Below are 25702 nucleotides of genomic sequence, written 5' to 3'. Positions count from 1 at the left end.
CGAAATTAGCTCAGGTCTGCAAGTAATATGCGAATATTCACCTGAGTTAACCGGTATTAAAGTAAGATTGCGGCATTTATGCTGGGTCTTCACCGGAACATGGCAGTAAGTTAGGCCTAAAAGTGGAGCTATAGAAATATATCTCACGCCTGCTTACTAATTTAAAAGCAATACAATTTGGAGTTATTGCAATGGCTTATAAGCTAAAAAGTCACAGTGGCGCTGCTAAGCGTTTCAAAAAGACTGCTTCTGGCGGTTTCAAGCGTAAACAAGCGCATCTTCGTCATATTCTGACTAAGAAAACTTCTAAGCGTAAGTTACACCTACGTCCTAAGATGATGGTTCATAAAAATGACCATGGTCTAGTTTCACGTATGTTACCGTTCGCTTAATAGGGGTTTTTAGAAATGGCAAGAGTTAAACGCGGCGTTGTCGCACGTGCACGTCACAAAAAAGTTTTAAAACAAGCAAAAGGTTACTACGGAGCACGTTCACGTGTTTACCGCGTAGCTTTCCAGGCTGTTACTAAAGCGGGTCAATACGCTTACCGTGACCGTCGTGCGAAGAAACGTACTTTCCGTCAATTATGGATTGCACGTATCAATGCTGCTTCACGTCAAAATGGTCTGTCTTACAGCCGTTTTATCAATGGTCTTAAAAAGACATCTGTAGAAATCGATCGTAAGATCCTTGCAGATATCGCTGTTTATGACCAAGTTGCATTCGCAGCGCTTGTAGAAAAAGCAAAAGAAGGCCTAGCCGCTTAAGCTTTTTCATATAAGTATTAAAAAAGGAGCCTATGGCTCCTTTTTTTGTGCCTGTAATTTAATAACTTACACTTTTTTATAGCTGAGCTAAATTGGCTTTTTCAAATTAATACCCATCTACTTATATGAGCTCTATTTAGCGATAAAAAATTACGTTAGAGCAGGGCGAAATTCACTATTTAGTTGTTCTTGGGAATTGCTCCATCATTACTCACTCTCCTGGATCCATGCAGACGTATATCAGACATTTTTGACGCTGTTAGCGTCAGATGTAATCCCTTAAATTGATTAAGTATTTTTACGAGTTGGTATAAATAGTTATGTAATGAATTACTGTACATTAATAATGTTATATAGCCTTAAAAGACAGGTGTGAATGAGTGAGATGTAGTTGGCTGCATTTTTTTGTTGAATCACCGCAGTTTCCTCATTATAAAAAATTTAGTTGATATAATTTATATAATTAAGGCGTTTGTTAGAGAATTTTATGTTTGCAAGTTTACTAGTTTTATCTGCAAGTGTGGCGTATGACGCACACTTACCTCCATTAATTGAGTGGCAGGGGAAAAGCGTAGAGCTTTTACAAAAACAAGGGCCGTTAACTACTGATTTTGAGTTGTCAGAAGGGGAAGCGTCGCCAGATTATGCAAATACAATGGCATTTGTAGATAGGTTAGTTGCTGCAAACCCTACTCAGTTTCAATCTCAAACCATAGGCTATAGTAATAGCAAGCGTGCAATAAAAATGTTGATTGCCAGTGAGCAAGGCTTTTTTGAAGCAAGGCAAATGGCTAATAGTACTAAGCCAACTATTTTTATCCAGGCAGGAATACATTCTGGTGAAATAGACGGTAAAGATGCCATGTTTATGTTACTCAGAGATATAGCGACGGGTAAGCGCCGTGACATTTTAAAAAAGGTAAACATATTATTTATTCCTATTTTAAATGTAGATGGACACGAACGTAGCAGTGCATTCAATCGCATCAATCAACGGGGCCCTGCAAAAATGGGCTTTAGAACAAATGCTAATAACCTTAATTTAAATCGCGATTTTACTAAATTAGATACCCCAGAAGTTAGAAGTGTTTTAAAGGTTATTAACGACTACAACCCAAATTTATACATTGATGTACACGTAACCGACGGCGCAGATTACCAATATGATGTGACTTATGGCTACAGTCCGGTATTTTCAAGCGAGTCGCCTGCGGTATCTGATGCACTAAACCAGTTTTTTAAGCCTCTGATTGACGATACGCTAGCTAAGCAAGGGCACATGCCAGGGCCACTTGTTTTTGTTATGGACAAGCGCGACTTTAAAAAAGGATTAGCGGGATGGGTTGCTACGCCGCGCTTTTCAAATGGTTGGGGTGATTTAAAGTCATTACCGACTATTTTAGTTGAAAATCATTCATTGAAGCCTTACAAGCAACGTGTATTAGGAACTTACGTATTTTTAGATGGTGCTATTACTGCGCTATCAAAGCACAGTCATGAATTAGCTAATGCAGTAAAAAAAGAACAGGAATTTGTTCCTAAACAGTTAATAGTAAAGCGTGGCTATGCCAAGCAAGCTGATACGATTGCGCAGTTTAAAGGTATTGAGTATTCATCAAGCATGAATGCGCTCTCAGGCCAAAATGAAGTGAAGTATTTGGGTAAAGCACATACATATACCGACTTACCTATTTATTGGCAAAAAGATGTACAACATACAGTTGAAGTACCTAAAGCTTTTTTTATTCCGCCTGTATATCGCAATATTATTAAGAAACTAAAGTTACATGGTGTCTCTATTAATAAACTTGAAGGGGCAAACACACAGCCTTTAAAAGTAGCAAAGGTGGCAGACTACACGTTTGATAAAGCACCATTTGAAGGCCGTTTTAGAGTGTCAGCAAGTTTTGATTATGTCCCTGCAATAAATGTAGATTTAGATGGTTGGTATCAAGTCAATACTCAACAAAAAGCAGGTGAGCTTGCTGTGCATTTATTGCATCCTGAAGCACCAGATTCGTTTTTTGCATGGGGGGAATTTAATACTATTTTTCAGCGTACTGAGTATATGGAAAACTATGCACTAATTCCGTTTGCACGCCAAATGCTAAAAGACAATCCAAAGCTAGCGCTTAAGTTTGATGAAAAGCTTAAAGATAAATCGTTCGCAAGCGACGCTGATGCGAGATTAAACTGGTTATATGAGCAAAGTCCATTTTATGATCAAGCGTACTTAAAGTACCCAATATTGATGTCATTTGAAGAAGAAGTTGTTATTCCGGATCAAAAAAGTAAAGAAATCTAATATGCAAATTATAACCATACCCGTCACTGCATTTGCACAAAATAGTCGTATTATTTGGTGTAGTGAAACTAAACAAGCCGTAGTCATAGACCCAGGTGGCGACCCTGATAAAATAGTAGCAGCCCTTAATGAGCATAAACTAGAATTAAGTGCTATTTGGTTAACGCACGGGCATTTAGATCATGTGGGTGGGGCTGATATTTTACGTAATCAATTTAACGTACAAATTATTGGCCCACAAAAAGATGAGTACTTCTGGTTTGAAAACTTACCTATGCAAGCACAAATGTTCGGGTTTAAACCCATTGAGCCTTTTTATCCGGATATTTGGCTAAACCATAACGACACTGTGAGCGTAGGTAAACTTAGCTTTTTAGTGAAGCATTGCCCAGGGCATACACCTGGTCATATTGTGTTTTATCAACAAGACAATGAATGCGTTATTGTAGGTGATGTTATTTTTAAAGGCTCAGTAGGGCGAACTGATTTCCCTAAGGGGAACAGCGAACAACTTATAGAGTCGATTAAGACGCATATTCTAACCTTACCTGATAATACTAAAATATTGGCAGGGCATGGGAGCGACACTACGGTTGGATTTGAAAAAAAAACAAATCCTTTTGTGAGTGGTAAGTTTGGTTAAGTTACTTATTTGAAGTTTGGCAAACTGCATAAAAATTAAAAATAAGCAGACTGAGTTTTAAAATGGTTGTATAATTTAACCAGTTTATTTGATAAATAAGAAATAAAATGTCTCTAAATCACGTAGATCGCCAAATATTGGCACTTTTACAACAAGATGCTAGTTTATCAACCGCAGAAATTGCTGATAAAGTAGGCTTGTCTCAGTCTCCATGCTGGCGTCGAATTGCCAAGCTAGAGCAAGATGGTTATATAAAAAGCAAAGTGGCTCTTTTAGATGAGAAAAAACTTGGCTTTGATATGCTTGTATATGCACATGTGCGCTTATCAAATCACGGTAAAAAGAACCTTGCTGAATTTGAAAAACTTATAATGAGTTATGATCAAGTAACAGAGTGTTACACCATGGCCGGAACAATGGACTTTATGCTACGCATAATTTCACAAGGCATAGAAGGTTATGAGCACTTTGTACGCGATAATTTACTAAGCTTAGAATATGTACAAGAAGTACATTCTAATGTAACAATGACATGTGTAAAACGCAGTACTTCCCTCCCTTTATAAAAGCACTTCTTTTAAAAGCTAAACCTCTTTTAGTTTAGTTTAACCACATAATGACAATTGTTAACTGAGCGCTAATTTGGTAGAATTTAGCGCTTTTTTTGATACCCATTACACCATTTGAGGAACTCAATGTTTAACTTACTCAGTAGGGCGCCTAGCTCTGCTAAAAACGATATTCTATCTGGATTAACTGTGGCGCTAGCCTTGGTGCCAGAAGCTGTTGCGTTTGCCTTTGTTGCAAATGTAGAACCTTTAGTTGGTCTATATGCCGCGTTTATCGTTGGTTTAATCACGGCTATATTTGGTGGCCGCCCTGGTATGATTTCAGGTGCAACCGGTGCACTAGCTGTTGTTATGGTAAGTTTAGTGCTTGATCATGGTGTTGAGTATTTATTTGCGACCGTATTGCTCATGGGCATACTGCAGATACTCGCGGGTGTATTTAAACTCGGTAAGTTTATCCGCATGGTTCCTCATCCGGTAATGCTTGGTTTTGTAAACGGCTTAGCTATTGTTATTTTTCTTGCTCAGTTAGGACAATTTAAAGTGCCTGATGGTATGGGCGGACAAGAATGGATGACGGGTAACCCGTTATATATTATGCTTGGTTTAGTGGCTTTAACCATGGCTATTATTCAGTTTTTACCTAAACTAACAACGGCTGTACCCTCTACATTAGTCGCTATTATTACAGTGACTGCTTTAGTCATTGGTTTGGATTTAGAAGCGCATACTGTAGTTGATTTCTTAAAAGGAATGACAGGCGACGAAGCTGCAACAATTGCAGGCGGTTTACCTCAGTTTCATATTCCTATGGTGCCGTTTACTTTCGAAACGCTACAAATTATTTTTCCTTATGCACTTATTTTAGCGGCTATTGGTTTAATTGAATCATTATTAACGCTTAGCTTAATTGACGAGATTACAGAAACTCGCGGTCATAGTAATAAAGAGTGTATAGGCCAAGGCGCTGCAAATATTACTTGTGGTATGTTTGGTGCTATGGGTGGTTGTGCAATGATTGGTCAATCAATGATCAACATTAACTCAGGTGGTCGTTCTCGCTTATCGGGTATAAGTGCTGCATTGATGTTGCTTGCGTTTATCATATTCGCTTCAAGCTTAATTGAGATGATCCCACTAGCTGCACTTGTTGGTGTTATGTTTATGGTTGTATTAGGTACGTTTGAATGGGCCAGCTTTAAAATGATGAAGCGTGTGCCTCTATCAGACGCTTTCGTAATAGTACTTGTATCGGGTGTGACTGTTATTACCGATTTAGCGATTGCAGTATGTGTAGGTGTTATTGTATCTGCATTAGTATTTGCTTGGCAGCATGCTAAGCACATATACACAACTAACTATATTGATGAAGAAGGCGCTAAAGTATATGAGTTACATGGCCCGCTTTTCTTTGGTTCAGTTAAAAACTTTGCAGAGTTATTTGATGTTAAAAATGACCCTAAAAATGTAATTGTTGAATTTAAGCATAGCCGCGTATCTGATCACAGTGCAATAGAAGCAATTGACACACTTGCTGATAAGTACACAAAAGCAGGTAAACAACTTCACTTACGTCACTTAAGTAAAGACTGTACGCAGTTGTTGCATAAAGCACGTGATTTGGTTGAAGTGAATGTGATTGAAGATCCAACATACAAAGTAGCATCAGACAAACTAGCTTAATTTACACAAAGCTATTTATATTTAAAAAGCGAAAGGTGAATAACCTTTCGCTTTTTTAGTGTATCTACTATTTGTTTGCGGTAAGACTATTAAAAAGCAAGGTAGGCTGTAGTGCTATGCAAACTCATAAATCTATATAATAAGACTATCTAATTTTATTAAAATTAGCCCTACATAGGTAAAAATAATAAAGAATAATAAGCGCCTATTTTATGGAATTAGTCTTTAACTATACGGAGTAAACATCTATTTTGAACTGGCAATCTTTAGTCGATAACAGACAACGCTTTTTTTGGCTTTTGCAAATTGCAGGCTGGATTGGTTATGCGTTAGTAAATTATATTGGCTCTAAAGTATTTGAAATGCGTGATATATACGTATTTGTTATTTTATTAAATGCTTACGCTGGTTGCTTAATGACAGTACCGCTTAGGTATATTTACCGTAAAATTTGGAATGCCTCGCCTTGGGTATTAATGATTGTGGTATTTGGTGCCTCTTATGTAACAGGTACTTTATGGGCTGTCGTTCAAAAATTTAATTTGTGGGAAATATACCGCCATGGTTATAGACCAGAGGAGTGGTTTTATTACCTGCAGCAAGGCTTAGATTCTGTATATATTATTTTATGTTGGAGTGGTTTGTACTTTGGTGTTAAATATTATCAGTTATTACAAAGTGAGCGACAAAAAGCACTAAAAGCCACAACTATGGCACACGAAGCGCAATTAAAAATGCTTAGGTATCAGCTCAATCCCCATTTTTTATTCAATACACTTAACGCTATTTCTACTTTAATTTTGGTTAAAGAAAACAAAGATGCTAACTTAATGGTAGCAAGGCTAAGTGACTTTCTACGTTATACATTAAATACCGATCCAATAAAGAAAGTACCGCTAGAGCAAGAGTTACATGCACTCATGCTTTACTTAGAAATAGAACGTGTACGTTTTGATGAGCGATTAAAGGTAAATGTAGATATAAGCGAGCAGGCTAAAGAGGCTTTAGTACCGAGCTTAATTTTGCAACCTATTATAGAAAACGCGATTAAATATGCTATTGCCCATCTAACAGAAGGTGGAGTAATTGATATAAAAGCACAGGTATTTGCGAATGAGTTATTACTAGAAGTGGGCGACAACGGCCCAGGTACTGACATACTCGATGGCCAATTAGTTAACGCTCAAGGCGTAGGTGTCGCTAATACCAAAGATAGATTAAAAACGTTGTATGAAAATAATTATTCGTTTGTATTATCACATAATACGCCAAGTGGATTAAAAGTTAATCTGCGAGTACCTTTTGAGAAGGCTGTGAAAAATGACTAAAATAAAAACACTCATTGTTGATGATGAACCGTTAGCACGAAAAGGTTTAGCGGTAAGGCTCGAAGAATACTCTGATATTGAAGTAATTAAATTGTGTAGTTCAGGCGCTGATGCAATTGAAATGTGTCAAAGCGAGAAAATTGATTTGGTTTTTTTAGATATTCAAATGCCAGGTATGAATGGCTTTGAAGTAGCAAGAGCCCTTAGCGAAAGCTCAAAAGCATTACCAGCGATTGTATTTGTAACGGCCTTTGACCAGTTTGCTGTAAAAGCGTTTGAAATTCATGCTCTCGATTACATTTTAAAACCCGTTGATGATAACAGACTAAAACAGGCGGTAGAAAAAGTGCATACCTACTTAAAAACGCAGCAAGACAACGCCCATAAGAAAAAACTAGCGAGTTTTGTAGCCGGTATTACTGGTAACAATTGCGAAGAAATACTTAAAAAATTAGCCACTGGCGATATGCTAACAGACAGACGTTACCCAGAATCGCTTGCTGTAAAAGAGCAGGGTGAAATTATACGGGTACCTGTAGCGACTATCCAATGGGTTGATGCAGCAGGTGACTATATGTGTTTACACTGTGAAGACGGACAAACGCATATTCTACGTAAAACAATGAAAGAGCTTGAGCAAGAGCTCGACCCTCAGTTATTTGTGCGTGTGCACCGCAGCGCAATAGTAAATACAAAACAAATTAGTAAACTGGTTACACAAGTAAGTGGTGAGTATTTATTAGTACTTGAAAATGGCCAAGAATTAAAAGTGAGCCGTAGCTACCGAGATAAGGTTAAAGCGGCATTAGCAAGTTAAAGCCAACGCTTTTATTACAGACACAAAAAATGCGAGCTAAGCTCGCATTTTTTATATTCGGCGTTTAATTACGCAACAGTTACAATTTTCATTGTGTTAGTTGCGCCCACAGTTTCCATTGAGTCACCGTGAGTAATAATTACTGTATCGCCAGACTGTAAAGACCCTTGAGAAACTAAAGTATCAAGCGCGGCTTTTACCATACCGTCTTTTTCAGTTTTTGTAGAATCAAAAAATACTGGGTAAACACCACGATAAAGTGCTGTTTGACCTAATGTACTCGCATGACGTGAAAGCGAGTAGATTGGTAAGCCTGAGCTGATACGCGACATTAATTTAGCCGTACTACCAGATTCAGTAAGTGTGATAATTGCTTTAACAGAATCTAAGTGATTAGCTGCATACATAGCAGAAAGCGCAATTGATTCAGCATTGTTAGAAAAGCGACTATCTAAACGGTGTTTAGAAACGTGCGTTTCTTTTTGCGATTCAGCACCTAAACAAACGCGTGCCATAGTCGCAACTGTTTCTTCAGGATAATCACCTGCAGCTGTTTCAGCTGAAAGCATTACAGCATCTGTTCCATCAAGAACAGCATTTGCAACATCCATAACTTCTGCACGTGTAGGCATAGGGTTATCGATCATCGATTCCATCATTTGCGTTGCTGTTACTACAGTACGGTTTAATGAACGAGCACGACGAATAATTAGTTTTTGCTTGCCCATAAGAGCAGCATCACCAATTTCAACACCTAAATCACCACGAGCAACCATTACAGCGTCAGACGCTAAAATGATGTCATCAACAGCTTCTTGGGTTTCAACGGCTTCAGCACGTTCAATTTTAGCAAGTAACTGTGCTTTTGAACCAGCAGCTTCAGCAAGTGAGCGTACGTAGCGCATATCGTCGCCACTACGTGGGAATGATACGGCAATGTAATCTACGTCAATTTCAGCGGCAGTTATTAAATCTTCTTTGTCTTTTTCAGTAAATGCTGGAGCAGTTAAGCCACCACCTAAACGGTTAATACCTTTATTGTTAGATAAAACACCGCCAACAGTGACTGTACAATGCACTAAATGCCCAGCTACTTCATCAACACTTAATTGAATAAGGCCGTCATTTAGAAGTAGTAAATCGTTAGGGCTTACATCGTTAGGTAATTCTTTATAATCAATACCTACAGAGTTTATGTCGCCTTCGCCTTTTTCCATTTTTGCATCAAGGGTAAATTTTGCACCCACAGCAAGCGTTACTTTACCTTCTTTAAAAGTAGAAACGCGGATTTTAGGGCCTTGAAGGTCAGCAAGGATAGCAATATGCTTGCCTAATCTTTTTGCAATATCGCGTACAGCTTGTGCACGGTCTTTATGATCTTGGGCAACACCATGTGAGAAGTTTAAACGTACTACATTAGCCCCAGCGATAATAATTTTTTCTAAGTTGTTATCTCTATCGGTAGCAGGTCCAAGGGTAGCGACTATTTTCGTGCGTCTTAGCATCAATTTCTCCTGTTTGCTTGGTGAAAGCATGTTGACGTTATTTTGTTGACTTAAAATATCTATATTAGAATAAAATATTTTAGTTATGTGCAAACTTCAAAGGTTTGCCACTATTTTATACAAAACTATTGTGTCATCATTATGACACCGGTGTCAGAATGCGTCAATGATCTTAATTTCAATTAGCTTTGCTTTTAGTCACCCCGAGACCATTGATGTTTGATATAATTACGTAGCTTATTTATCTGTAATAAAAAAGCATGTTGTATTGACTCATAATTAGTATTTTATGACTGTATGAGTATAATGCACGCGGTATTATTTAATTTATACACTGAATTTTCTAACCAAATAGTTGTTACCGAGGAGGACACTAGATGCAAGTTGCATTAGTAGGGTTAGGCGTTATGGGAAAAAATCTTGCCCTAAACTTGATTGAAAAAGGGATAACGCTAGTCGCTTATGACAAAAACCCACATGCGGGTGAAGAGTTACTAAGTTGTGCTAAATCTCAAGGCATGGCTGATAGGCTTCACATTGTCTCTGATTTAAGAGACATGGTAAGGCGTTTAGAGGCACCTCGTTCTATTTTATTACTTGTTCCTGCTGGTGAGTTAGTTGATACAGTTTGTAATGAACTTGTAGAGGCCGGCGTTAACTGTGACGATATGATTGTCGATTGCGGTAATAGTAATTATAAAGACGGTATAACGCGTAAACTTAAATACCAAAATAAATTTGAATTTGCCACTATGGGAATTTCTGGCGGTGCAGAAGGTGCTCGCCATGGTCCTGCAATGATGGCAAGTGGTTCTGAGGGTGGTTGGGAACGTATTGAGCCATGGTTTGAAAAAGTAGCTGCTAGCTATAATGGCGACTCGTGTTTTGCACGTGTAGGTCAATCAGCAAGTGGTCATTTTGTAAAAATGGTTCACAACGGTATTGAATACGCACTTATGCAACTTATTGCAGAAGTGTACCAATTACTTCGTTTAGGCACTAATCGTTCTCCAAAAGAAGTGGCTGAGATATTTAATGACTGGTCAGAAGGTCAATTAAATAGCTACTTACTGTCTATTTCTAGCCACATATTGTCACTTGAAAATCATAATAATGTACCGCTTGCGGACTTAATTGATAATAAAGTTGGCGCTAAAGGTACTGGTCTTTGGACTGCGCAAAATGCACTAGAACTTGGTATTGCAGTTCCTTCACTTGTTGCTGCTGTACAAGCTCGTCATTTAACTAATGCATGTAATACAACGGCTGCACAAGAGATGACGTATGCATCTAAATCAACTAACAATGTTGAAATTGATTTAGAAGAGCTAAAAGAAGCGTTCTTACTTGCAAGCTTACTAGCGTATCGCCAAGGTTTAGCGTTAATTAAAGGTGCATCACGTACTCATCAGTGGAAAGTTGATTTATCTAAAACGCTTCAAACGTGGCGTGCTGGTTGTATTATTCGTGCTGACTACCTTGATAGCGTTGCACAAGGTGTTGAATTTATTGATACCCTTGAGAAAGAGTCTAACTCTTTGCGCAAAATTACCGGACAAGCAATAATGACTGGTTTAGCATTCCCTGTATTGGGTGCTACACAAACGTATTTAGCAACATTAACCACACCGAGTAATGGGCATTTAGTTCAAGCCCAGCGTGATTACTTTGGTGAGCACGGCGTTAAAACCCATAGCGGTGAAACATGCCATTTAACTGACCTAGTAGATATCGACGCTAAAGTTAGATAATAAACAGTTGTTTAAAACGATAAAGGCACGCTATTTAGCGTGCCTTTTGTATTTTTGGTGCTGTGAGATTTAACGGCTTAACTCACCACGTAAATTGTCTTGCATTAAATGACGAATCGTCTCTACTTCTAGCTTTTGGCTAAATAAATAATGTAATTTAGTTAAACATGCTTCAAGGGTCATATCGTACCCACTAATAACACCAATATTTAACAGTGCATTACCCGTTGCATAGCCGCCCATATTTACATGGCCTTTTAAGCACTGGGTTAAATTAACAATAACGACGCCACGTTTACTTGCCTCTTCAAGTATTGATAAAAAGTTAGGATCTTGCGGTGCATTACCTACACCAAAACTAAGCAACACCAGTGCTTTAATATTGCCGTTAACTAAGCTTTTAACCACTTCTTGACTAATACCAGGGTATAAATAAAGCACACCAATGGGTTGAGGTGTAATAGGGGTAACTTGCAGCTCATTTTCAACATAAGGACTAAGTTGGCCTTTAATAAGTTGAATACTAATACCCGATAACGCTAAGGGATCAAGATTAGGCGACGCAAATGCATTAAATCCATCGGCGTGGGCTTTAGTTGCTCTGTTACCTCTAAACAGTTGGTTATTAAAAAATAGACTTACTTCTGCAATTGGATAATTTGCCGCTAAATACATTGCATTCAGAAGGTTTACTTGACCATCTGAGCGTAATTGAGAAAGCGGAATTTGTGAGCCAGTTACAATTACAGGTTTAGTTAGATTTTCGAACATAAACGATAGTGCTGAGGCTGTATACGCCATTGTATCGGTGCCATGAAGCACAACAAAACCATCATAATCTTGGTATTTATCTTTAATGTCATCAGCAATAAGTTGCCAATGCTCAGGAGACATATCTGAAGAATCTATAAGAGGGCAGTATTCGTGAATATCAAACAAAGGCATTTCATCACGGTTAAACTCTGCGTTGTTTACTACGGTTTCTGTTAAAAAACCTTCAGCAGGAATATAACCTCGACTCGATTTTTTCATACCTATAGTACCGCCAGTATAAGCGATATAAATGCGTTTACGTTTCATAAAAAAAGCCCAGTAAAAAAACTGGGCTTAGTATAACGTTAAGTAACTTTAAATACAGCTGATTAGGTAAAGCTATGCACTTTTATTGTGCAACGTTACACACTAAACAGCGTGCATATACACCTTGTGGATCGTTGTAATCTTTAAGGTTTTCAACTTCAGTACTTAATTGGTTAATAACGCTTTGCAAGTTAGCTTGCGTTGCTAACACAGATGTTTTTTGTGTTTGTAAACCAAGCATCGATTTAATAGACGCGTTACCAAAAATGTTTTGAATCATTTTTTCTTGCGAGCTTAAATCTTGTTTAATGGTTTTAACTTCATAGTGATTAAGTTTTGCAAGTGCTGCGGCTGCTTTTATAGCATCTTGTTTATCACCAAGTTTGTCTACTAAACCTAGTTCAAGTGCTTGAGATGCAATCCATACGCGGCCTTGGGCAATTTTATCAACTTGCTCAGGCGTCATATTACGGGCATCAGCGACAACATTTAAAAAGCGACCGTATGCTTCTTCAACGCTCATCTGAATTACTTGACCCATTTTTTCGTTTAGGGGACGAGTGATAGAAAAACCAGCCATTTCGGTTGTTGCAACGCCATCTGAATAAACACCAATTTTAGATAAGGTTTTTTCAAATGTCATAAACGTACCAAACACACCAATTGAACCTGTAATAGTACTCGGTGCTGCCCAGATTTCGTTTGCAGCAGAGGCAATCCAATAACCACCTGATGCAGCTACAGAGCTCATAGAGGCAATAACAGGCTTACCAGCAGCTTTAAGCGCTAATACTTCTGCACGAATAACTTCAGAGGCAAACATACTACCGCCACCTGAATCAATGCGCAGTACAACCGCTTTAACTTTGTCATCAAGGCGTGCTTTACGAAGTAGGGCTGCTGTAGAGTCGCCACCAATTTCGCCAGCTTTACGCTCACCATCCACAATTGTACCTTTAGCAACTACAACGGCGACTTTTTCAGTAATAGGGTTATCAAACTCAATCGGTGGTTTAACCAAGCTTAAGTATTCACGAAATGAAACTTGCTTAAATGTTTTGCCATCTTCTTGTGCGCCAACTAAATCAATTAATTGTTTGCGAACTTGTTGATTTGTTTTTAAAGAATCAACCCACTGGTGGTCAAGTGCATATTTACCTGCATCACCATCTGCAGCTTTCATTTTTTCAAGATATACGTCCATTGTCTCGTCGAAATTTGACTCATCAAATGGGCGAACCGCAGCAACATCTTGTTTGTATTCGCTCCAAAGAGCGCCTAACCAAACACGGTTAGCTTCTTTGGCTGCTTCAGACATGTCGTTACGAATGAAAGGTTCTACTGCTGACTTAAATGTACCAACACGGAAAATATGCTGCGTTACTTCAAGCTTTTCAAGTGCATCTTTAAAGTAAAGCGGATACATGCCGTAACCTTCAATACCTACGCTACCGTATGGGTGCATAGCTATTTCATCAGCATGTGATGCAATATAGTATTGTGCTTGGGTATAGTAATAACCCGATGCAATCACTTTTTTGCCAGCTTGTTTAAATGCATCGATAGCATTGGTAATTTGCTTAAGTTTGTTTAAATGCGCTTTAGGCATTTCTTGTAAATCAAGCAGCATCACCGTAATGCGATCGTCTTTAGTCGCTTCGTTTATTACTTCAACAATATCGTCGAGTAATATTTCGCTTGGCGCTTCAGAACCAGAAGTTGCATCACTAATTGCAGCTTCGACCGGATCTATGTATGTTTTTTCTTCAACAATAGGGCCATTTAGGTTAAGCCTAAGCACAGAGCCATTTTCAACTATTATTTTATCGTCGTCACTTGAGAGTGACACTAAGAAAACAATTACCAGTAATAAAAACAGAATGTTGAGTATTAAACGACGAGAAAAGTTAATTCCAGTCCAAATACCTTTAAATACCTTTGCTATCAAAATAGCTCCTTAATTTGGTACAGTTAATACATTAGTTCCATCTTAGCCTAGAATAAAAATAAATTTAACTGCTAAATCGTAACGAAGTGTTTATGAGGTGCTATTAATACATGTTTTTATGGCTTTTTTTAATTAAATGAAGGCACATATTGCTTATTACTTGCCATTAAAGCAGAATTAGCTAATGTATACAGGTTAGACCAGTTAACGGGGCACAAGATGTTAGAACAACAATTACAACTAAAACACACACAATTACGTAACCGCTTAGTGATGGGCTCAATGCATACAGGCCTTGAAGAGGGATGGCATAACCGCAAACGCTTACGTGCATTTTACGAAGCACGTGCAAAAGGCGGCACTGCAATGTTAATTACGGGCGGATACAGCCCTAATTTACGTGGCAAATTAACACCTATTTCATCTTCATTTAATAGTTATTACGATGTATTTAAGCACCGCGCTTACACAGATGCTGTGCATAAACACGGCGGAAAAATTTGTTTGCAATTATTACATGCTGGACGTTATGCGTACCATCCATTCAATCAGGCACCAAGTGCAATAAAAGCACCTATTAATCCTTATAAACCTAAAGCTATGACGCTTGGCTCGATTAAAAAAACAATTAAAGACTTTGCGCACTCTGCCTATATGGCTGAAAAAGCCGGCTACGATGGCGTTGAAGTTATGGGTTCTGAAGGGTATTTGATTAATGAGTTTATGGCGCCGCACACCAATAAACGTGAAGATGAATTTGGTGGCAGCCTAGAAAATAGAATGCGACTTGCGCTTGAAATAGTTAAAGCTGTAAGAGCAAAAGTATCTGAGCAATTCTTAATCATTTTTAGATTGTCGGTTATTGATTTAATTCCAAACGGCTCAACGCCAGAGGAAGTTGTCATTCAAGCTACCGAGCTTGAAAAAGCGGGCGTTGATATTTTTAACACAGGTATTGGTTGGCACGAAGCGCGTGTACCGACTATTGCGAGTATGGTGCCGCCAGGTGCATTTAAAGAAGCATCAAAACGTTTAAAAGACGTGGTGAGCGTGCCAGTTATTGCTGTTAACCGAATTAATACTCCAGAAATAGCTAACGATATTTTAAATGCAGGCGAGGCTGATTTAATTTCTATGGCAAGGCCGCTACTTGCCGATCCAGAGTTTTTTAATAAATACGCAAATAATCAATCTAAGCAAATTAATATTTGTATAGGGTGTAACCAAGGTTGTCTAGATCACGTATTTAAAAATAAACGTGCTACGTGTTTAGTTAATCCACAAGCTGCATTTGAGCTAGATTACCCGTTAGAGCAAGCAACCAAAGCTAAAAACGTATTAGTAGTCGGTGCAGGCCCTGCTGGTTTATCGGCAAGTTGTTACTTGGCTCAAAAAGGGCATAACGTCACGTTAATTGATCAAAAACCGCAAATGGGTGGCCAATTTAATTTAGCTATGCAAATACCGGGCAAAGAAGACTTTAACCATACTCTTACTTACTTCACTAATGAGCTTGAGCGATTAAAAGTAACTGTAGAGCTTGGTAAAGCTTACGACGATTCAATGCTTAAAAACTATGACGATATTGTATTTGCAACTGGCGTTCGCCCACGTGAAGCATCAATTAAATGTAGCGATGATAAGCGTGTGTTTGCTTATGACGAAGTTATACGTGGCGAAGTAGAGCTGGGTAAATCAATTGCTATTTTAGGTGCCGGTGGTATAGGTTTTGATATGGTTGCGTTTTTAAGCGAACATAAATCGCAAACTATTAGCGAGTTTAAAACGCAATGGGGGATTGAGTGTCAAGCCCAACCTCATAAAGATGAACGTCAATTGTATATGTTAAAACGCAGTGCGGGTCGTTTTGGTAGCGAACTTGGTAAAACAACGGGTTGGATACATCGCCAAGTTGCTAAGCAGCATGGCGTTAAGCAAATTGCTGATTGCCAATACCAAAGCTTTGATAAAAGCGGACTTACTATTAATGTTGCTGGTGAAACTCAAGTACTGCCAGTAGACACGGTTATTGCTTGTATCGGTCAGGTTTCTAATAACGAAGTGCTAGAAAATTACACAGATAACGCAAATGTACATGTTATAGGCGGCGCTAAACTAGCTGCCGCTATTGATGCCAAACGCGCTATTTTTGAAGCACTTCAGGTAGCTAGAAGTATTTAAGCTTTGTAAACAAGTTGAAATAGTTTATTAATTCGTGCGGTCATTGCTGTTTATAGTCTATAACTTAATAAACATTGAACACACAGGATACGCATGAATAAACTAACCAGCCTTTACGATGCAATATTGAGTAAATTATTATTTTTAGATGGTTTACCTGCATTGCTATTTCGCTTAATTTTAGCCCCTGTTATGATCATTGCAGGTTATAACAAACTTGCTATAAGCGGTGAGACAGAAGGTTTCTTTGATAACTTTTTAGCATCTCCAGATGTAGTTCAATGGTTTGGTAATAATGAATGGGGTTTAGGATTACCGTTTCCTGACTTACTAGCTTTTTTAGCTGGCTGGAGTGAATTTTTAGGAGGTTGGTTTTTATTACTTGGCCTTTTAACTCGCTTGGTCAGTATCCCACTTATGTTCACAATGGTTGTCGCTGCAACCTCAGTGCATTGGCATAATGGTTGGTTTGCAATAGCACCAACTAATCCAGAAACAAGTGCTGCGCAAGTGCTCGATTGGTTATCAATTCCGGGCGCTAAAGAAAGCCTTGAAAACTCACTAGAAGTACAAGACCGAATAGGTAAAATTCGTGGCTTAGCTGAAGAACACGGTTTTCCTGATTACCTATACGAAAAGGGCAAGCCGTCTATTTTAAACAACGGTATAGAATTTTCGGCAATTTATTTTGCTATGCTTCTTAGCTTGTTTTTTATGGGCGGTGGGCGTTTTGTTAGTATAGATTACTGGTTAAGGCGAAATATTGTAAAAGAATAACGTATTTAATCTACTTTACTAACGGCCGCATAGCTTAACCCTTTGCGGCCGTTTTGCATTTTAATTTCTCGGTATTTATTTTTTAAGGGTTTAAATGTTACTCTAGCGTTTTGAATTTTGAGGAATCGTTATGAACGCTATCGAGCTTTTACTTACCCGCCAATCAGACTCTAAACTAACAGAGCCGGGCCCTTCCCCTGAGCAGCTCGACATAATTAAGCAAGCAGCATTACGCGTTCCCGATCATGGTTGTATTGCCCCTTGGCAGTTTATTGTTGCTCAAGGTGATGGACGCAATAAACTAGGTGAAATTTACCATCAAAGTGCGTTAGCAGAGCAACAAGAAGAAAAAGTAATTAACCGTGCTAAAGAGCTTCCCCTTCGTGCGCCTATGATTGTAATAGCAATTGCTAAATATCAAGAACACCCAAAAGTTCCTCGAATAGAACAAGTACAAAGCGCAGGGTGCAGCGTACTTGCGATGCAACAAGCTGCATTTGCCCAAGGGTTAGGCGGTGTTTGGCGCACAGGCTACTTTGCACAAAGTAGCGCGGTTAAAAAAGCGCTTAACTTACATGAGCAAGATGAAATAGTAGGGTATTTATATATAGGTACACCCGAAGTCTATTGTAAAAAGTCGCCTCGCCATAAGCCAGAAAACTATTTTAGTGATTTGTGAAATAGTATGAACTTTGCGCAATTTACATAGTCATAATTCATTAAGGTTACAAAGAGTATTATTCAAAAGTTAATGGCTTGGCTGTAAGAAGCGCTTGGAAGCACTAAATTTACTAAATCTTCTTCAGTTTGTTTTTTAATCGGTTGTTTTTTGATACATTATGGAAAGTCTTAATAAAAATAACGATAAAGAAGACGAAAACTATGGGAAATTTATTTTTACGTGAAAAAGAGAATTGGCTAGCATGGTCAATTTGGGGAATCATTGGTGCTTTTGTAACACTGTATGTTGCAATGAGCACAAATGCATCACACTTTATAGCCGGTTCAGCGATGGGTATGCTTGTGTTGTTAACATGGTGGATGCACCAGTCCAAACGTTTCGACTTTGGGCGTGCATTTAAAGTATGTTGCTACGTTTTATCGCTTAGTGTGCTACCAGCTTTTATGTTTGTTGTAGTACCAAGTGATGATTTAAATCGATTTGATTTAATTTTTCAAGGCGTTACCTTTACTGCACTGAGTATATTGGCTTGTTTAATTTGTTCTTGGATTGCTCGCAGACCAAAACAATATTATTAATGCGTTTAACTTTAGTCCATTAACTACACTTTTATTAAAGTGAATAGCTTAATAAAATAACAAAGTGGATGTATTTCATCCAATAAATTAATGTTTTATATTAATTTATATTTAGCTCTTTACAAGTTACGTATTTAACCATATTATTCGCGCCGTGCGGAGAGATGGCAGAGTGGTCGAATGCACCGGTCTTGAAAACCGGCATGGGTTTATAGCCCATCTAGGGTTCAAATCCCTATCTCTCCACCATTATTTAAAAAAAACCGCCTTATGGGCGGTTTTTTGCTTTGTGGAGTTTCTAAATGACTAAAGCAACAAACCTACCAACCTCGCAGAAATTAATAAAACATCTTTTATTATGGACGGTATTTGGTTACTGCTATCAAAGTGCTATTAGCTTATTAGCAAAAATGGCTATAGACGCTCATCCAGAGTATCCATTAATTACCGCTTTAATTTATGGTGTTGGTTTTAATGTTTTAGCTGCCCATCTTATTACCAAATACGATAAGCATTGGCCAGTTATTGGCTCTGTTTTTATTGGTTGTATAGGGCTGCTTGTAGTGCCATTTTTACTGTTTGGCGAATCAGGATTACTAACAATGCCTCTACTTGTTGGAATTTTATTCAGTTTGCCGCTTTGTAGTTATATTGTTGGCCTAATTAAGCTAAAACTCAGCAAAAACTAGCCCCAAACGCGGTTTATTTTGTGATAGCATAGTCGCGTCTTTTAACTAACAAAACGTGAAAAACACATTATGTCAGATAATTTTACTACAGATGCTGAAAAAGCAAGTTACGGTATTGGCTTACAAATGGGTGAGCAACTTAAGTCTAATCCTTTTGAAGGCTTAAACCTAAATTCAGTATTTGAAGGCATGAAAGATGCGTACGCTGGTAGCGCATTTCAAGTTGAGATCCCAGAGATCCAAGCTGCATTTGAAAAAATAAACGAAGAGATTCAAGCTCGTCGTGAAGAAGAGTCTAAAGTACTTTCTGCAGAAGGTATTTCATTCTTAGAAGAAAACGCAAAACGTCCTGAAATCACAGTAACTGAGTCTGGTCTTCAATACGAAGTACTAGCAACTGGCGAAGGCGAAAAGCCAACAGCTGAGTCTACAGTACGTGTTGATTACCACGGTACACTTATTAACGGTACTGTGTTTGATAGCTCATACGAGCGCGGTCAACCAGCTGAATTTCCAGTTGGTGGCGTGATCAAAGGCTGGACTGAAGCATTACAAATGATGCCTGTAGGTACTAAATGGCGTATCTACGTTCCTCATGAGCTTGCTTATGGTGAACGTGGCGCAGGTGCTGCAATCGCACCTTTCTCAACGCTTGTATTTGATGTTGAGCTACACGAAATCATTTCTTAAATTAAATAAATTTTAATTTAAGAATTTAAAAAGCCGTATTCAATTTGAATACGGCTTTTTTGTGTTTGTAATTTAAGAGTTTTATACCAATTAGCTTAATTAAGTGATCTACTTTTCGCTAAGAAAATTGTGTCGATAACAAGGCAAAAATTTCGTTGTTTAGTTGTTACCACTAATTGCTCTTGCATTGCTCTACCTCCAGCATCCATGCAGTCGTATATCAGAAATTCTTAACGCAGTTAGCATCAGGTTTAATCCTTCAAATCGATTAAGTATAACTGCGTGTTGATATTATATATTCTAAAAATAAAAAAAACCGCATTAATAAAATGCGGTTTGTAAATATATAAACTAAAAACTATTTTTAATTATTAAAAATAACCACGAACACCAAAGCGGAAGTTTCTGCCAGGTAGTGGGGCTTTATCTTTAATAAATGAGCTATGCACAAAGCCTAACTCATCAGTAATGTTATCCACGTTTATATAAAGCTGTGCATCTACACTGCCTAAACCTAATTGGTAATTAGCTTGTGCATCAAATAACGTATAGCCGTCCGTTTTTGTTTCAAATGCAGTTACATCGTTTTGATCAAAGTAATGAGTACCCGTCAGTGTTAGTTGTAAGTCACCTAAATCGTACTGTAACTCAGAGCCTAATTTATTGGCAGGGATACGCGGTAAGTTGCCTTCGTCGTCTTTTAGTTTTGCACGAGTTGAGTCACCAAATACTTTAACCATAGCGCTTGGGGTTACTTGGTAATGTGCGTCAAACTCAATTCCATAAAGCTCTGCGTCTTTACTTGTAAACTGATAAACCGCAACAGCATCGTCATGTGCACCAATAGCTGATTCTAAACCATCTTCTTCATCGTAAACTAAACCCGTATTTTCTTGGAAATAAAAGTTTTTAATATCGTTATAGAAAAAGTTAACGGTGTAACCAAAGTCTCCGCTAAAACGTCTAAAGCTTAAATCTAGGTTTGTTGAGGTTTCTTGCTTAATATTTTCAGGCTCAAAATGCGCTTCATTATCTTCAATGTTGTAACCAAGACCTAGCTCATAAGTGCCAGTTGCAATGTGTAAACCGTTTGATAAAAGCTCTGCCGAAAGTGGTGCTCGTTCTGAATGAGAAATACTTGTCGCAATACTATGACCCGGCCTGTATTGCCAAATGGCACCGGCAGAGGTGCTTAAATTGGTAAAGCTTTTATTGTACCCAATGGTCTCTTCGTCGCTATGATCTATTTCTACTTCATCGTGGCTATGTTCGTGTGCCGTGATTTGGCTTTCAATTTTGTAATCTTCTACACGTGCACCAAGCTCTATTGTCACGTTGCCAAATTCACGCTCTTCTAGTAAATATAATGCGTTAGTTGTAGTTACACTCGCGGGTGTAAATGCTTCTTCACCAATTGCATCGTAGTCAGAATCGCTGTAGTGATAGCCCATCATTCCGTGCCAATCAGCAAACTTATGCTCTACATTTAGACGTGCTTCAGTCGTTTTATTTTTAAAAGTAGTACCAATTTCGCCATCTTCAATTTCGCTGTGTGAATAATCTGTATAGCCAACACGTAGGTTGATGGTTTCAATCCAGTTATTATGAAGGGCGTAACTTACAAGCCCTTGCCAGCGATCTTGCTCTAAATGTGCGTAAACCGGCTCTTCAGCTGCTTCATCTTCATGTTCTGCATGCTCTTCTTCAGTTTCACCTTCGTGATCGTGATGATGCTCATGCCCAGGAATACCGTAATCAGTATCAATATTACCGTAAGAAAAACCAATCGTTAAATGATCGCCAACATAGCTGGTACCAAAGTTGAGTGTTTCGCTATCAATAAAAGTATTTTCTACCGAGCTTTCGGTTTCAACATCGCCATCATCGTCGGCAATAGTAAAGGTCGGTGTTTGGTAATCATCGCCGCTGCGCTTAGTACCATCAAAATGAAAGTTAAAGCCTTCATTACCTGTTTCAAGTTTTGCTGCTACGGTGTTTGAATTTGACACCGTATCGTGGCTGTATTCAGCAGCGCCTGTAAGCTCGTCGATATTGCTAGTAGGAATACGGTTATCAACCACGTTTACAACGCCACCAATTGCACCAGAGCCATAAAGTAGGGTACTTGGACCGCGCAACACTTCAATTTGCTCTGCCGCTAGGCTGTCGCTTGATGTCGCGTGGTCTGGGCCAATACGCGACGCATCGCTGGCATCTAATCCATTTTGTGTAATTTTAACGCGAGGGCCATCTAAACCACGAATAATTGGGCTTGATGATACAGGGCCAAAGTAACTTGCATTTACGCCTGGTAAACCTTTAAGAGTTTCGCCAAGTGTTGGTTTAGATTTATTTCTTAATTCATCACCTGAGAGCACGCTTACTGGCGATATCATTTCTAGGCTGTTCTTATGAAGTGCAGAGGCATAAACAACCACTGTTTCAACCGATGTTGGTTTAAGTGACACAGACAGATTATTTGAAGATTCGGTAACAGTAATACGAGAGTCTATGTAGTTGTCTTTACTAATATGTAATTGGCTGTTTGCATCTATATCGATAGCAAACTCGCCTAAATCATTACTTTTAACGCTTTGGTTTTTGCCATGGACATGGATAGAGGCATTTTTAATTGGTTGATTTTTATCATCCATTACTTTACCAGTAACGGTTGCAGCCAAAGCTGATTGAGAACATAAAACAGAAAAAATAGCAGAGGAGATTAATGTTAACTTTGTCATGGATATATTGGTTCGTGGTTATTATGTTGTGATATAATATAACACCGCAAAATTAACGAATCAACAATGTTATAGTATAACTTTGTGTTTTGCGATGAATAATCAAAAAATGACGATTAAGCCAATATTATAAAAATTCAAATAATAGGTTTGTGAATAGGAAACTTATCTATTTGATCGAAGAACTCATAGCGCTAGCCGGTAAATCTATGTATTTAATAGCGGCTATCTATCATTATCGCATCTAGTTTATGCTGCGCTCTTGTCTGATTTGTTATATCTACAGATTCAATCATTTCGCATTCGTCGCGGATCATCTCTGAAATAAGACTAGGGTAGTGGCGGCAGTCTTCTGGGCGGTCGAGGTAAATACTGCAGGTATACATGTTTTTAGCGAGAGGATCTTTTTTAGGCGCAATTTCTAAAAATGGGCACACTTGAAGTCTTAAGCCTGTTTTTGGGTCAAACCAAATTTCGTTGTTTTTAACGTATTCATAAATTTCGGGGTTAAAAAGCTCCCATAAATCTATTTCTTCTTTTGTTGCGCTTAAATCGCCGCCGCCATATTTAATACAGCATTTACCACACTGGTTGCATTCTTTCATAATTGGCTAATTTAGTTGGCTGTTAACGAATTTAAGTTAGTTATTAGTGTAGCACCAAATTTATTATTAACGCTCTACTGAATTTACCCATCCTTTAATTTTTGGGTGTGTAAACAATAGTTAGATACAATAACTTAAGTTAAAACCCCTTGTTACATTTTATATAGTACAGGTTTTATTTAATGGTTTACTCTAAAGGTAGCGAAAAATGTTACAAACCCCGCTTGAGCAACTGTGTGATTGTTAAATGTTGCTGAGTGCAGATACCTAAGCAGGGCGTTATTATGAAAGAGGCTGTCACTAAGTTAAAAACAGAATTTAATGCAAAGTTATTGTATTGGAACAATCTTAAAAGTAGCAAAGCTAAAGCGGCAATCATCCTATTATTTTCAGTTGTCATTGCACTTAAAGTGTTTACGACCATTTTTACGTTGGATTGGGTTGCAAGTTTATTCAGCGTTTAAGTTTACCAAGAGTAATTGCGATAAAGTTTAATCACAGAGTGTTTAACGCCTACGCGATGTTCATTATTAATGTATTATTACGCTATACACCAAATTAAATAAATCAGTTGTTTAAATACGTTTTATAATGACTGTAATGATACATTTTAGCTAAATTGAGTGAGTAAATGAGTTTAGCTGCATTAAAGGATAACCAGTGATGATGAATACAAAAGTATATAAAGCGGTACATGATCTAGCAGAAGATTTAATGGCGGCGGCTAACAAAAATAACCGTGAAAAGTTTGAGTCGTTATTTGCAGAGTTAAAAGCTATTTGTATTGAAAACGAAAACACTTCAAAAGATCACCCTGTACAATGGGAAACTTTAGCTGATTTTACCGAAGAGTTAGAAGAGGCAATTACTACTTACGAAAAAGCATTAGAAAAGTCGATTGCGATTAATAACAAAGATCACATGTCGTCGGTTTCTTTTTCAATGGCTACATTACAGCTTGAGCTTGGCCAAAAAGATGAAGCTATTAAAAACCTTCAAAATGCTAAAGTCAGCGCCAATAAAATTGAAGACAAAGAGCTTAAAGCTGAAATACACGACCTACTAGAGTCGCTTATTGAAGAAGAAGGTTAAATACATAACTTATCCATATTAAATGTGATTTATGTGGATTTAGCTTGAGCTTAATAAAGCGCTGATGGTTTATACCCTCAGCGCTTTTTTATGTTTGCTATAAATACTAAACCAAAAGAAAAGGCTTACTATTGAGCTAGGTTATTCATAAAATCGACAATGTACTTTGCAATTTCTACTGGTTTTTCTTCAACGCTAAAGTGCCCTGAATCGAGTAAATGCAGTTCAGCGTTCGGTACATCTTTTAAGTATGCTTTAGCGCCTTCGGCTATAAACGCAGGGTCGTTCTTACCCCATACAATTAACGTTGGTGGTTGGTACTTGCGTAAATAAGCTTGCCACTTTGGATAGTCGAGAAGGTTGTTGTAGTAATCTTGTAGCAATTGCACTTGAATTACTCTATCAGCTTTGGTTTGTAAAAAGTGAAGATCATGCGTCCAGCTATCTGGGCTCATCACTTCAGGGTTACTTTGTACGTCTCGTAAATACTGCTTATTAATAATGGCTTGTTCAGACGTGAACGAATAAATTTTATCTTGCTGAGCTTTCGAACTATCTTCATTCGCGGCTTTAAAAAATGCTTGCCTCGGTAGGGTTAGCCCCTCTAAATACGCATTACCATTTTGTACAATAAGTGCATCAAGTTTATTAGGGTTATTTAACAACATTCTAAAGCCTACAGGTGCTCCAAAGTCTTGTATATATAGGCTGTAGCGCTTTACTTTAAGCGTTGTTAGTAACCTTTCAACGTATTGAGCTAGTAATTCAAAAGTATATTTTTGAGTTTCTGGGTTTGGGCGTTCGCTGTATCCTGAGCCTAAATAATCGGGTGCAATTACATGATAACGACCTGATAAAAGCGGGATCAATTCTCGGTAGCTGTGTGAAGACGACGGATAGCCATGTAAAAGCACAATGGTTTGCTTATGCTGGATGCCAGCTTCTCGGTAAAATATCTTTTTACCGTTTACATTTGCATATTTGTAAGCGGTTTTTGAAGGCCATACAGCATCAGCGGCATATACCTGAGCGGTAAGCGTAGACATTGAAACTAGTAAAAACACAATAAAAGAGACGATGTGAGCAGGTTTTACTTTAAGATTTTTTTGTATATCTGGGTGCATAAGTAAACTCGTTATTTTTGGTAATGACGCTTTATTAATTTACCAGACCCGTTATTTACACAATTGTATTCAGATAATAACGTTGTAGTTTCACAGCAAAGAAGTGTACAGCAGGAGTAAGTGCAGCTTTGGACCTTACAAGATACT

At 38.1% G+C, this 25702-nt stretch carries 23 protein-coding genes and 1 tRNA gene; 18 read left to right on the top strand and 6 right to left on the bottom strand.

Annotated elements, in window-relative coordinates; all coding sequences use genetic code 11:
* Nucleotides 1-191: 191 nt before the first annotated feature.
* From rpmI to I6F44_RS07645, 8 genes are all read left to right on the top strand, one after another.
* Nucleotides 192-392, top strand: coding sequence for a 50S ribosomal protein L35 (rpmI, locus tag I6F44_RS07680; RefSeq protein ID WP_002960713.1), 201 nt, complete (start codon nt 192-194; stop codon nt 390-392).
* A gap of 15 nt (nt 393-407) precedes the next feature.
* A complete protein-coding gene (gene rplT, locus I6F44_RS07675) occupies nt 408-767 on the top strand; it encodes a 50S ribosomal protein L20 (RefSeq protein ID WP_002960711.1) in 360 nt (119 codons plus the stop codon).
* A 487-nt stretch (nt 768-1254) separates the two neighbouring features.
* Nucleotides 1255-3072 (top strand): M14 family metallopeptidase, encoded by a 1818-nt coding sequence (locus I6F44_RS07670; RefSeq protein ID WP_197173543.1) that lies wholly within the window; start codon nt 1255-1257, stop codon nt 3070-3072.
* 1 nt (nt 3073) lies between these two features.
* A complete protein-coding gene (locus I6F44_RS07665) occupies nt 3074-3715 on the top strand; it encodes an MBL fold metallo-hydrolase (RefSeq protein ID WP_121955414.1) in 642 nt (213 codons plus the stop codon).
* Between the two features lie 107 nt (nt 3716-3822).
* Nucleotides 3823-4281 (top strand): Lrp/AsnC family transcriptional regulator, encoded by a 459-nt coding sequence (locus tag I6F44_RS07660; RefSeq protein WP_007375323.1) that lies wholly within the window; start codon nt 3823-3825, stop codon nt 4279-4281.
* Nucleotides 4282-4410: 129 nt separating this feature from the next.
* On the top strand, nt 4411-5967 hold the full coding sequence (locus I6F44_RS07655) for a SulP family inorganic anion transporter (protein WP_010554472.1): 1557 nt from the start codon (nt 4411-4413) through the stop codon (nt 5965-5967).
* Nucleotides 5968-6218: 251 nt separating this feature from the next.
* The gene (locus tag I6F44_RS07650) at nt 6219-7295 is read left to right on the top strand and encodes a sensor histidine kinase (protein ID WP_007582687.1); all 1077 of its coding nucleotides are present in this window, start codon (nt 6219-6221) and stop codon (nt 7293-7295) included.
* Entirely contained in the window at nt 7288-8112 is an 825-nt protein-coding gene (locus I6F44_RS07645) for a LytR/AlgR family response regulator transcription factor (RefSeq protein ID WP_007582688.1), read from the top strand. The genes I6F44_RS07650 and I6F44_RS07645 overlap by 8 nt, the downstream gene beginning before the upstream one ends.
* A gap of 68 nt (nt 8113-8180) precedes the next feature.
* Here the strand turns inward: I6F44_RS07645 and pyk are convergent, their stop codons facing one another.
* Nucleotides 8181-9617: a pyruvate kinase gene (gene pyk, locus I6F44_RS07640; RefSeq protein ID WP_007582689.1), complete on the bottom strand. Its 1437-nt coding sequence runs from the start codon at nt 9615-9617 to the stop codon at nt 8181-8183.
* 377 nt (nt 9618-9994) lie between these two features.
* Between pyk and gndA the strand changes: the two genes are divergently transcribed.
* Nucleotides 9995-11368, top strand: a complete 1374-nt coding sequence (gene gndA, locus I6F44_RS07635) for an NADP-dependent phosphogluconate dehydrogenase (RefSeq protein ID WP_010554474.1) — start codon at nt 9995-9997, stop codon at nt 11366-11368.
* A gap of 69 nt (nt 11369-11437) precedes the next feature.
* On the opposite strand, the gene ansA is transcribed toward gndA, so the two are convergent.
* Nucleotides 11438-12448: an asparaginase gene (gene ansA, locus I6F44_RS07630; RefSeq protein ID WP_007582693.1), complete on the bottom strand. Its 1011-nt coding sequence runs from the start codon at nt 12446-12448 to the stop codon at nt 11438-11440.
* A gap of 82 nt (nt 12449-12530) precedes the next feature.
* Nucleotides 12531-14396 (bottom strand): signal peptide peptidase SppA, encoded by a 1866-nt coding sequence (sppA, locus tag I6F44_RS07625; RefSeq protein ID WP_121955108.1) that lies wholly within the window; start codon nt 14394-14396, stop codon nt 12531-12533.
* 219 nt (nt 14397-14615) lie between these two features.
* On the opposite strand from sppA, the gene I6F44_RS07620 reads away from it, so the two are divergent.
* From I6F44_RS07620 to I6F44_RS07590, 7 genes are all read left to right on the top strand, one after another.
* Nucleotides 14616-16577: an oxidoreductase gene (locus I6F44_RS07620; RefSeq protein ID WP_121955107.1), complete on the top strand. Its 1962-nt coding sequence runs from the start codon at nt 14616-14618 to the stop codon at nt 16575-16577.
* A gap of 93 nt (nt 16578-16670) precedes the next feature.
* Nucleotides 16671-17354, top strand: a complete 684-nt coding sequence (locus I6F44_RS07615; RefSeq protein ID WP_121955106.1) for an HvfX family Cu-binding RiPP maturation protein — start codon at nt 16671-16673, stop codon at nt 17352-17354.
* Nucleotides 17355-17484: 130 nt separating this feature from the next.
* Complete coding sequence (locus I6F44_RS07610; protein ID WP_121955105.1) at nt 17485-18033, top strand: NAD(P)H nitroreductase; 549 nt, start codon at nt 17485-17487, stop codon at nt 18031-18033.
* Between the two features lie 203 nt (nt 18034-18236).
* Nucleotides 18237-18614, top strand: a complete 378-nt coding sequence (locus I6F44_RS07605; RefSeq protein ID WP_007582705.1) for a hypothetical protein — start codon at nt 18237-18239, stop codon at nt 18612-18614.
* 158 nt (nt 18615-18772) lie between these two features.
* Nucleotides 18773-18863, top strand: a tRNA-Ser gene (locus tag I6F44_RS07600).
* 53 nt (nt 18864-18916) lie between these two features.
* Nucleotides 18917-19303, top strand: a complete 387-nt coding sequence (locus I6F44_RS07595) for a hypothetical protein (protein WP_121955104.1) — start codon at nt 18917-18919, stop codon at nt 19301-19303.
* A 69-nt stretch (nt 19304-19372) separates the two neighbouring features.
* Complete coding sequence (locus I6F44_RS07590; RefSeq protein WP_007586200.1) at nt 19373-19993, top strand: FKBP-type peptidyl-prolyl cis-trans isomerase; 621 nt, start codon at nt 19373-19375, stop codon at nt 19991-19993.
* A gap of 371 nt (nt 19994-20364) precedes the next feature.
* Here I6F44_RS07590 and I6F44_RS07585 read toward each other — a convergent pair whose 3' ends face one another.
* Complete coding sequence (locus I6F44_RS07585; RefSeq protein ID WP_121955103.1) at nt 20365-22734, bottom strand: TonB-dependent receptor; 2370 nt, start codon at nt 22732-22734, stop codon at nt 20365-20367.
* 215 nt (nt 22735-22949) lie between these two features.
* Complete coding sequence (locus I6F44_RS07580; protein ID WP_024590141.1) at nt 22950-23339, bottom strand: YkgJ family cysteine cluster protein; 390 nt, start codon at nt 23337-23339, stop codon at nt 22950-22952.
* 284 nt (nt 23340-23623) lie between these two features.
* On the opposite strand from I6F44_RS07580, the gene I6F44_RS07575 reads away from it, so the two are divergent.
* Nucleotides 23624-23803 (top strand): hypothetical protein, encoded by a 180-nt coding sequence (locus I6F44_RS07575; protein ID WP_024590142.1) that lies wholly within the window; start codon nt 23624-23626, stop codon nt 23801-23803.
* Between the two features lie 199 nt (nt 23804-24002).
* Nucleotides 24003-24431, top strand: coding sequence for a hypothetical protein (locus I6F44_RS07570; protein WP_024600261.1), 429 nt, complete (start codon nt 24003-24005; stop codon nt 24429-24431).
* Between the two features lie 128 nt (nt 24432-24559).
* On the opposite strand, the gene I6F44_RS07565 is transcribed toward I6F44_RS07570, so the two are convergent.
* Nucleotides 24560-25555, bottom strand: coding sequence for an alpha/beta fold hydrolase (locus tag I6F44_RS07565; protein ID WP_121954989.1), 996 nt, complete (start codon nt 25553-25555; stop codon nt 24560-24562).
* Nucleotides 25556-25702 lie beyond the last annotated feature (147 nt).

It is taken from the genome of Pseudoalteromonas sp. NZS11_1, assembly GCF_015864275.1.
GTDB classification, from domain to species: domain Bacteria; phylum Pseudomonadota; class Gammaproteobacteria; order Enterobacterales; family Alteromonadaceae; genus Pseudoalteromonas; species Pseudoalteromonas arctica.
Note: the sequence above shows the minus strand (reverse complement) of the source record. Positions and strands in the feature narration are given on the sequence as shown.

Coding starts and splice junctions, on each gene's coding strand:
- I6F44_RS07595 (WP_121955104.1), top strand. CDS start 18,917: ATGACTAAAGCAACAAACCTACCAACCTCGCAGAAATTAATAAAACAT.
- I6F44_RS07645 (WP_007582688.1), top strand. CDS start 7,288: ATGACTAAAATAAAAACACTCATTGTTGATGATGAACCGTTAGCACGA.
- I6F44_RS07585 (WP_121955103.1), bottom strand. CDS start 22,734: ATGACAAAGTTAACATTAATCTCCTCTGCTATTTTTTCTGTTTTATGT.
- I6F44_RS07610 (WP_121955105.1), top strand. CDS start 17,485: ATGAACGCTATCGAGCTTTTACTTACCCGCCAATCAGACTCTAAACTA.
- I6F44_RS07590 (WP_007586200.1), top strand. CDS start 19,373: ATGTCAGATAATTTTACTACAGATGCTGAAAAAGCAAGTTACGGTATT.
- I6F44_RS07615 (WP_121955106.1), top strand. CDS start 16,671: ATGAATAAACTAACCAGCCTTTACGATGCAATATTGAGTAAATTATTA.
- I6F44_RS07660 (WP_007375323.1), top strand. CDS start 3,823: ATGTCTCTAAATCACGTAGATCGCCAAATATTGGCACTTTTACAACAA.
- I6F44_RS07575 (WP_024590142.1), top strand. CDS start 23,624: ATGAAAGAGGCTGTCACTAAGTTAAAAACAGAATTTAATGCAAAGTTA.
- I6F44_RS07665 (WP_121955414.1), top strand. CDS start 3,074: ATGCAAATTATAACCATACCCGTCACTGCATTTGCACAAAATAGTCGT.
- pyk (WP_007582689.1), bottom strand. CDS start 9,617: ATGCTAAGACGCACGAAAATAGTCGCTACCCTTGGACCTGCTACCGAT.
- rpmI (WP_002960713.1), top strand. CDS start 192: ATGGCTTATAAGCTAAAAAGTCACAGTGGCGCTGCTAAGCGTTTCAAA.
- I6F44_RS07670 (WP_197173543.1), top strand. CDS start 1,255: ATGTTTGCAAGTTTACTAGTTTTATCTGCAAGTGTGGCGTATGACGCA.
- gndA (WP_010554474.1), top strand. CDS start 9,995: ATGCAAGTTGCATTAGTAGGGTTAGGCGTTATGGGAAAAAATCTTGCC.
- I6F44_RS07565 (WP_121954989.1), bottom strand. CDS start 25,555: ATGCACCCAGATATACAAAAAAATCTTAAAGTAAAACCTGCTCACATC.
- I6F44_RS07570 (WP_024600261.1), top strand. CDS start 24,003: ATGATGAATACAAAAGTATATAAAGCGGTACATGATCTAGCAGAAGAT.
- I6F44_RS07580 (WP_024590141.1), bottom strand. CDS start 23,339: ATGAAAGAATGCAACCAGTGTGGTAAATGCTGTATTAAATATGGCGGC.
- I6F44_RS07605 (WP_007582705.1), top strand. CDS start 18,237: ATGGGAAATTTATTTTTACGTGAAAAAGAGAATTGGCTAGCATGGTCA.
- rplT (WP_002960711.1), top strand. CDS start 408: ATGGCAAGAGTTAAACGCGGCGTTGTCGCACGTGCACGTCACAAAAAA.
- ansA (WP_007582693.1), bottom strand. CDS start 12,448: ATGAAACGTAAACGCATTTATATCGCTTATACTGGCGGTACTATAGGT.
- I6F44_RS07655 (WP_010554472.1), top strand. CDS start 4,411: ATGTTTAACTTACTCAGTAGGGCGCCTAGCTCTGCTAAAAACGATATT.
- I6F44_RS07620 (WP_121955107.1), top strand. CDS start 14,616: ATGTTAGAACAACAATTACAACTAAAACACACACAATTACGTAACCGC.